The organism is Halobellus captivus, assembly GCF_007655485.1.
Classification (GTDB): Archaea; Halobacteriota; Halobacteria; order Halobacteriales; family Haloferacaceae; genus Haloquadratum; species Haloquadratum captivum.
Genome location: NZ_VJXQ01000006.1, coordinates 80952 through 89080, shown reverse-complemented (window position 1 = coordinate 89080; position 8129 = coordinate 80952). Strand labels below are relative to the sequence as shown.

Sequence of the window (8129 nt, the reverse complement as noted above, 5' to 3'; positions counted from 1 at the left end):
AGTCCCTCCCGGCCCGTAAGCCGTCTCCGAACAACGTGAGGAGCGGCGCAACTACCCGGGAGACTTGAACCCTGCAAGTCGCAGCGCGCGAACGGGGTGAGCGCGACCGTCTTGCTCCGGTTCAAGTCCCTCCCGGCCCGTAAGCCGTCTCCGAACGAAGTGAAGAGCGATGAGCTTACTCGTCGAAAACTCGAATCAGATCGGTGATGACGCGGACTTGCAAGTCCCCGCCCGCCTGCGCCGCACCGCCACCACGTCCTCCCCAACCGACTCCTCGCTCGCGACGCTCGCTCGTCGTCCCTCGCGTGCGTGTGGCGGACGACGGAGCGCCCGCCAGCACGCGCCAGATGGCGGCCGAAAGCCCTCCCGGATTCACTCCAGCGAGCCGTTCAGCACCTTCGCGGCGACGAGGACGGGGTCCCAGACGGGGCTGAACGGCGGCGCGTAGCCGAGGTCCTGCCGTTCGAGTTCCGCGACGGTCAGATCCGCGCCGAGCGCCGTCGCGACCGTGTCGATTCGGATGGCGGCGCGGTCGGTGCCGACGATACTGCCGCCGAGCAGTCGGCCGGTGTCGCGGTCGGCGGTGAGCGTGACAGTCGTCTCCGCCGCGCCGGGGTAGTACCCCGATCGCGACCCAGCCGTGATCGTTTCCGAAACGAGGTCGAATCCGGCCTCGCGAGCGCGGTCGCGGTCGAGGATCCCCGTCCGCCCGCATTCGAGATCGAAGGCCTTCACCATCGCCGTGCCCGCGACGGGGCCGACGGGCGTTTGATCGCCGCCGACCGTCGCCCCGATGGCTCGCCCGGCCCTGTTGGCGGGGAGGCCGAGCGGGCCCCACGTCGGTTCGCCGGTGACGACGTGAGACATCTCCGCGACGTCGCCCGCGGCGTAGACGTCCTCGACAGAGGTCCGACCGCACGCGTCGGTCGCGACGGCCCCCGATTCGCCGAGTTCGACCGGCGTGCCCTCGAGCAAGTCCGTGTTGGGAGCGATGCCGATCCCGACGAGCGCGGCGTCGACCGCGAGTTCGGAGCCGCTCTCGCAGACGACGCGCTGGACGTGCCCGTCCGCGCCGTCGAGCCGAGCGACTTCCTCGCCGAAGTGCAGCGTGACGCCCGACTCGCGAAGGTGCTCGGTGACCGCGTCGCCGACTGCCTCGCCGAAGGCCGGGACGGGGCGTCCGGACCGCTGGAACAGGTGGATGTCGACATCCCACGCATCGAAGGCCTCGACCATCTCGACGCCGACGTAGCCCGCGCCGACGACCGCGACAGTCTCCGGCGGCGTCATCGCACCGTAGTGTTCGGCAACGGACTCGTCGAGGGGGTCACCGCCGCCGAGGGATTCGACGTCGAACTCGTCGGGGGGAGTGAGATACGCGCGGATCGCCGCGGCGTGATCGAGGCCGTGGAGCGTGAAGACGCCGTCCAGCGATGAGCCCTCGATCGGCTCCGAGACGGCGTGCGCGCCGGTCGCGATCAGGAGGTCGCCGTAGGGTTGCTCGAACGTCGTCCCTCCGGCCTCGACGGTGACCGTCCGCGCGTCGGTGTCGACGGCGACGACCGCGTGGCCGCGGCGGAGGTCGATACCGCGCTCGTCGGCCTCGGCTGGCGAGAGCGACAGGAGGTCTTCCAACCGATCGACCTCGCCTTTCACGAAGTACGGCGTCCCGCAGTGGGCGTAGGAGATCCACTCGCCCTTCTCGAAGACGACGACGTCGCGGTCGGGGTCAGTACGAAGGCACTTGCTGGCCGCGGAGAGTCCGGCGGCGTCACCGCCGACGACCACGAAGGGATCGGACATACGACGACGTGCGGTCGCCGGGAGTAGATAACTTTCGCCGGACGGCGTCGGTCGCGCACGAACGGCGTTGATAGCGTAGGGAAGATGACGGCCACACGCGAACGGCGTTGATGGCGCATAGAAGAGAACGGCCACACGCGAACGGCGTCGTCGACGCCGAACGACAACGGCCACCCAGACAACGCGTGCTACTCGGGTCGACAACGCCGGGTTTTAGCACCCCTCGCCCCCGAACTGTACCGACAACTCACTCGTCGGAGGTTTCGGGCGGGTATCGAGCTTGCCGAATTCCGGCGACACCGAGCGAGAACGGTGAATCGAACGCGCGAGACGCGACATCGACCCGAACACGCCGCAACGGCCAGACGCGGCACCAACCACACACGGCACCAACCACGAATGAACGAACGCACATACGTCGGCGCGATCGATCAGGGAACGACCGGAACGCGATTCATCGTCTTCGATCACGGCGGACAGCCCGTCGCGAACGCCTACGAGACGCACGAACAGCGCTATCCAGAACCGGGGTGGGTCGAACACGACCCCGAGGAGATCTGGGAGAACACCACGAGCGTCATTCGGCGCGCGCTCGACGCCGCGGGCATCGAGGCGGCGCAGTTGGCTGCGATCGGCATCACGAACCAGCGCGAGACGACCGTCGTCTGGGACCGCGAGTCGGGGACGCCGGTGTACAACGCGATCGTCTGGCAGGACCGGCGGACGACCGATCGAATCGAATCGCTCGAACGCGACGGAAAAGACGCGTGGATCCGCGAGCGAACGGGTCTCGAACCCGACGCGTACTTCTCGGCGACGAAGGTCGAGTGGCTCCTGGACAACGCCGATCCGATCAAACTTCAGCGGATGCGTCCCGAGGACGTCCGCGACCGCGCGGAGGCTGGCGAACTCTGCTTCGGCACGATCGACTCGTGGTTGATCTACAAGCTGACCGGCGAGCACGTTACCGACGTCACGAACGCCTCGCGGACGATGCTGTTCGATATCCACGATCTCGCGTGGGACGACGAACTGCTCGCGGAGTTCGACGTGCCCGCCGCGATACTCCCGGACGTCAGACCGTCCTCCGACGACGACCACTACGGGGTGACAGACCCCGAGGGGTTCCTCGGCGCGGCCATCCCCGTGGCTGGCTCGCTCGGCGACCAACAGGCGGCGCTGTTCGGCCAGACCTGCTTCGACGCGGGCGACGCGAAGAACACCTACGGGACGGGCTCGTTTATGCTGATGAACACCGGGAGCGAGGCCGTCACCTCCGACAACGGACTCTTGACGACGGTCGGCTTTCAGCGATCGGGCGAACCGGCGCAGTACGCGCTGGAGGGCTCGATCTTCATCACCGGCGCGGCCATCGAGTGGCTGGAGGATCTGACGCTCATCGACGACCCCGCCGAGAGCGAGGCGCTCGCCCGCGCCGTCGACTCCACTGACGGCGTCTACGTCGTGCCCGCGTTCACCGGGCTCGGCGCGCCGCACTGGGACCAGCGCGCGCGCGGAACGATCGTCGGGATGACCCGCGGGACGCGTCGAGAGCACATCGTCCGCGCCACGTTGGAGTCGATTGCGTATCAGACCCGCGACGTCGCAGAGGCGATGCTCGAGGACAGCGGTATCGAGCTCGCCGGGCTGCGCGTCGACGGTGGCGCGGTGAAGAACAACTTCCTCTGTCAGCTGCAGGCCGACGTCGTCGGGACGGACATCGTCCGCCCGGAGGTCGACGAGACGACCGCGCTGGGCGCGGCCTACGCCGCTGGCCTCGCCGTCGACTACTGGGAGTCGCTCGACGAACTCCGCGAGAACTGGCGCGTCGATCGGGAGTTCGAGCCCGACCGCGCGGACGACGTCGAGGACCGGTACGCCCGCTGGCAGGAGGCCGTCGAACGCTCTCGCGATTGGGCCCGAGACGAGGAGTGAGCCGAATGCAGGTCGCCGCCGTCCAACTCCTGGCTCGAAGCGATCCCGAATCGAATCGGGAGCGGGCTGAATCGTGGATCCGCGCGGCCGCGGCCGAGGGCGCGGATCTGGTCGTCCTCCCCGAACTGTGGCCGGTCGGCTACTTCGCGTTCGACGCTTACCGCGACGCCGCGGAGTCGATCCCGGGACCCACGACTGACTGGCTCGCCGCGCTCGCGGATGAACTATCGATCCACCTTCACGGCGGGAGCCTCGTCGAACGCGACGACGACGGCGGTTCTGACGCGAATCTCTACAACACCTCCGTCCTGTTCGGACCCGACGGCGGGCTCTTGTGTACTTACCGGAAGGTCCACCTCTTTGGATACGACTCCGAGGAATCGGCGCTGCTCTCACCCGGATCCGAGGCGTGTGCAGTCGAAACCGACCTCGGAACGGTCGGCCTGACGACCTGCTACGATCTCCGATTTCCGGAGCTCTACCGCTCGCTCGTCGATTCGGGCGTCGAGATACTGCTCGTCACTTCGGCGTGGCCCCGCGAACGGATGGATCACTGGCACCTGTTCACCCGAACGCGGGCCGTCGAGAATCAGTCGATCCTCGTCGCCGCGAACCTCACCGGTTCGATTTGCGACGTCGAACTCGGCGGCGAGAGCGTCGTCGTCGACCCGTGGGGCGTCGAGCGGGCGAACGCCGGACGCGGGGAGCGAACGGTACACACGACCGTCGATCTCGACGAGGTTCGCGAGACTCGCGAGTCGTTCCCGGCGCTCGCAGACCGGCGGCTCTGAGTGTCGGCCGACTACGAGCGTTTATCCCCGAAGACGGGACCAACGTCACCGTGACGTGACGTCCGTCTCGCGTCGGTCAGCGGTTGTCCGGCACGTCGGCGCGAGGACCAGAGGCGGCGCATACATTCGAGACGGTATGCGTGTCGCCCGCGCGGGTGCTGGCTGTTCGCAACTGTGCGTCCGATAGCCGCGGCGCTGAAAAAACGTCTACCGACGGACGTTCTCCCCGGAGGGAGCGCCCATCGAACCGTCATCGTCGACCTCATCGTCGCCGTCGCCCCCACCATCATCGTCGCCACCGAGCGCCCCGTCGACGATTCCATCGCCGTCGTAGACGATCTCCCCTCGAACCAGCGTCAGCGACGGGAAGACGCCGTCCATCCCCTCGAACGGCGTCCATCCGCACTTTGAGTGGAGGTCCGACCCGCGGATCTCTCGCGACGCGTCGGGGTCGACGAGCACGAGATCCGCGTCGTAGCCCTCGGCGACGCGCCCCTTCCGCGGGAGGTCGAATATCTCCGCGGCGTTCGTCGCCGTGACGTCGCGAACCCGCTCGTAGGAGATTTCGCCACACCGTGCGCGCTCCAGCAACAGCGGGAGCTTCGTCTCGACGCCGGGGACGCCGCTGGGTGCGTCCCACAGACCGACCTCCTTCTCCTCGACAGTGTGCGGGGCGTGATCAGTGGCGACGATGTCGACGTCGCCGTCGACGAGCCGCTGCCAGAGCGCCGCTCTCCGCTCTTCGCTGCGGAGGGGTGGGTTCATTCGTCCGTACGTACCGAGGTCGGCCGCGTCGTCGCGGGAGAGAAACAGGTGGTGCGGCGTCACCTCGCAGGTCGCGCCGCCAGCGGCGGCGTCGACGCCCTCGGGCGTGCTCGTGTGCGCGATGTGGATGTCCGCACCGGATTCCGAACCGACGTCGACAGCCCGCTCGACGGCCGCGGCCTCCGCCTCCGCCCGGCGGTACTGGCTCCAGAGATCGGCGTCGGCGTCGCGACCGACGCCGCCAGCGTCGCGCTCGCGGGCCGTTTCGTCGAACAAGTCCGCGTCCTCGGCGTGGACCGTGACGACGACGTCTGCCTCGGCCGCTCGCTCCACGGCATCGGCGAAGAGGTCGGCCTCGATGCCCATATCACCGGTCGAGTCGGCCAGGAACACTTCACCGAGTGCGAACAGCGGCCGATCGAACAGCGAATCGGGATCCCACTCGGGCGTGACGCCGCCGTTGATCCCGTAGTCGACGCACGAGCACGCCGCGAGCGACGCTTTCTCGTCGAACGCGTCCCCGGAGGTCGTCGGCGGCGTCGTGTTCGGCTGGTCGACGACCGTCGTCACGCCGCCAGCGGCCGCGCTCCGTGACCCGGTCGTCCACGTCTCCTTGTGTGAATGTCCCGGTTCGCGGAAGTGAACGTGCGCATCGATCGCACCGGGGAGCAGCAGGCGTTCGTTGGCATCGATCACGCGGTCGTGGGCCCCGGCGTCAACGGATCGGGCGACAGCGACGATCCGGTCCGAGTCGGTCCGAACGTCCCGTACCCGTCCGTCGGCGAGGCGAGCATCGCGGAAGAGTGTCGGCATACGTCCGCGTCACCCGCTGTCGACCTAAACGCGGCGGTTCAACGCGAAGAGCGGACACTGCGGGCCGAACGTTACGGCTCGAACGCGCCACTCTCCAGAGAATCCACCGAATCGGCAGAGATCGGATCGCGTCGGCAGTCGTCACAGAAGGAGTCGAACAGCGCGTCGACGACCGCGTCCGAGTCGGCGGGTCCACCTCCGCGGGCGATACTCCCGACCGAGTCAAGGTCGAAGGGGACGTCGAGCGCGTCGTAAACGGCGTCGAGCACCGCCGCGAGTTCGTCGTGTCCGTCGACGACGACGATCCCCGAGACTCGGACCGTCTCTCGCTGGATTCGCTGCGCGATACCCGAGATCTTCCCGCGCGCCTGCACGGAGTGCTCGCCGGGGCAGAAAGAGGCGTCCGGCTCCCCCCGACGGGCGGGCACGCCCAGCGACCGCAACGCGCGAACGACGCCGGTCGTCGCCGCTTCGTACCGTTCCCCCGTACCGCGGCGTGGCGTCGGGGTGGGAACCACCGCGGCGAACGCCACCGTCGTGCCGGTGTAGGCCACCGCCCGACCACCGACACTCCGTTCGACCGTGGGGTAGCCGCGCGCCTCGGCGCGTTCGCGAGCACGGTCGTACCCGTCCGCGCGCGTATCGCGGCGACCGAACGCCACCTGTTTGTGCGGCTTCCAAACGCGGACCGCGGGGACATCAGTCTGGGCAACCGCGTCGGTGAGGTTCTCGACGACCGCCCGATCGGCTTCGATCGACGGCGCGCGCCCGCGAACGGTTCGAACGCGCTGACAGCCCGGAACGAGACGGTCCATCACAGTCGAGCCTCGGTGCCGACGCACCTAAGCGCTCCCGGTCCCGCGGAAACGTATGGGCGGTGAGCGGGCGTGACCTCGGGAAGCAATCGTCGGCACAGAGAATCGACCGCGACACGGGGGTCGCAGCCGTCCGGCGAGGGCGTCGTTATCCCGGAGTCAACGCTCCGGCGCTATCGTCGGTTCTCGCTGTACAACTCGCCGTACCCCGCACACGACGCGGGCTGTGCGATCGACCTCTACCCGGCGACGAACGAGGGGCGCTCTCCGGTCGCGGGCGAGGTGTTGGAGACGCGGACCGTCCGAGCGCCACCGAAGGGATACGCGGACGATGCAGAGCACCTGATCTTGATCGACGTGGACTGCGAACGGAGCCGGATCGATATCGCTGACGGCGACGCGGAGATCGAAATTCGGGACGACAGTGGCCTCGTCGCGCGGATTCTCCACGTTCGTCCGATGGTCGAACCGGGCGAGACGGTTGCCGTCGGCGACTCGCTCGGGCCGATGATCCGCTCGGGGTTCTTTGCGCCGTGGGTCGGAAATCACGTCCACGTGGGGTTCCGACGCGCCGAACAGAACCTCCATCGCGCGGGCGGGTCGCTCCGGATTTCCCCCGGCGTCGACGTCGAACCCGTGAGATGGGACGGCGTCGGAACGGTCATCGAGACGGGCGACACGTACGCGCTCCTCGACGCGCCAGCACACCCCAGCCCGGGGGATCGATTCGCCGGAATCGCGGGCACAGTTGAGGACTCCGAAGCGGATTCCCCCGGAGAGCAGTCCGCCGAATCGACGGCGCAAGAGGGGCGGCGCGTCGTCCTCGACGGCGGTCTCGCCCACTACGTCAACGGTGGTGCGTTGGGTCGCTCGCTCGCACCGACGGACGACAGACACCAGCCGGTGTCATTTCTCGGTCGTCAGATCGGCGACGCGTCGGGACGAACCGTGACGTGGAGAGACGTCGACGTCCTCGCGAACGGCGATCGGATCACCGGACTCTCGCTGTTCTCCCGGGTCGGTCCCGAGTTCGGAGTCAAACTCGTCTGCCCGGAGCGCGAGTTCGGCGTCGGCGAGCGCGTCGAGGTCTCCGTGCGCGAGAGCGAGGATCCGATCCGCCTCGGATAGTGTGCCGTCGGCGGCGAATACTCAGGGACACCCGTCATCGAACGGTAGGTGAGGGGGTGAGAGTGGACGAGAAGGGACC

General features: G+C 68.2%; 6 protein-coding genes and 1 tRNA gene (1 of these 7 only partly in view). 4 read left to right on the top strand and 3 right to left on the bottom strand.

What is annotated here, in order from left to right; translation table 11 throughout:
- Positions 1-16, top strand: a tRNA-Lys gene (locus FJT57_RS14060) (it extends 62 nt beyond the left edge of the window).
- A gap of 356 nt (positions 17-372) precedes the next feature.
- On the opposite strand, the gene FJT57_RS14055 is transcribed toward FJT57_RS14060, so the two are convergent.
- Positions 373-1803, bottom strand: coding sequence for an FAD-dependent oxidoreductase (locus FJT57_RS14055; protein WP_144906305.1), 1431 nt, complete (start codon positions 1801-1803; stop codon positions 373-375).
- A gap of 399 nt (positions 1804-2202) precedes the next feature.
- Here FJT57_RS14055 and glpK point away from each other — a divergent pair, with 399 nt between their 5' ends.
- Both glpK and FJT57_RS14045 read left to right on the top strand, forming a co-directional pair.
- Positions 2203-3738: a glycerol kinase GlpK gene (glpK, locus tag FJT57_RS14050; RefSeq protein ID WP_144906303.1), complete on the top strand. Its 1536-nt coding sequence runs from the start codon at positions 2203-2205 to the stop codon at positions 3736-3738.
- 5 nt (positions 3739-3743) lie between these two features.
- Positions 3744-4529, top strand: coding sequence for a carbon-nitrogen family hydrolase (locus FJT57_RS14045; protein ID WP_144906301.1), 786 nt, complete (start codon positions 3744-3746; stop codon positions 4527-4529).
- A 207-nt stretch (positions 4530-4736) separates the two neighbouring features.
- On the opposite strand, the gene FJT57_RS14040 is transcribed toward FJT57_RS14045, so the two are convergent.
- Together FJT57_RS14040 and FJT57_RS14035 are read right to left on the bottom strand one after the other, a co-directional pair.
- The gene (locus FJT57_RS14040; protein WP_144906299.1) at positions 4737-6107 is read right to left on the bottom strand and encodes a dihydroorotase; all 1371 of its coding nucleotides are present in this window, start codon (positions 6105-6107) and stop codon (positions 4737-4739) included.
- Between the two features lie 71 nt (positions 6108-6178).
- The gene (locus FJT57_RS14035) at positions 6179-6922 is read right to left on the bottom strand and encodes a lipoate--protein ligase family protein (RefSeq protein WP_144906297.1); all 744 of its coding nucleotides are present in this window, start codon (positions 6920-6922) and stop codon (positions 6179-6181) included.
- A 150-nt stretch (positions 6923-7072) separates the two neighbouring features.
- On the opposite strand from FJT57_RS14035, the gene FJT57_RS14030 reads away from it, so the two are divergent.
- A complete protein-coding gene (locus FJT57_RS14030; protein ID WP_144906544.1) occupies positions 7073-8050 on the top strand; it encodes a hypothetical protein in 978 nt (325 codons plus the stop codon).
- Positions 8051-8129 lie beyond the last annotated feature (79 nt).

Excerpts from the sequence above, each read along its gene's own strand:
- glpK (WP_144906303.1), top strand. The coding sequence starts at position 2,203 with ATGAACGAACGCACATACGTCGGCGCGATCGATCAGGGAACGACCGGA.
- FJT57_RS14040 (WP_144906299.1), bottom strand. The coding sequence starts at position 6,107 with ATGCCGACACTCTTCCGCGATGCTCGCCTCGCCGACGGACGGGTACGG.
- FJT57_RS14035 (WP_144906297.1), bottom strand. The coding sequence starts at position 6,922 with ATGGACCGTCTCGTTCCGGGCTGTCAGCGCGTTCGAACCGTTCGCGGG.
- FJT57_RS14045 (WP_144906301.1), top strand. The coding sequence starts at position 3,744 with ATGCAGGTCGCCGCCGTCCAACTCCTGGCTCGAAGCGATCCCGAATCG.
- FJT57_RS14055 (WP_144906305.1), bottom strand. The coding sequence starts at position 1,803 with ATGTCCGATCCCTTCGTGGTCGTCGGCGGTGACGCCGCCGGACTCTCC.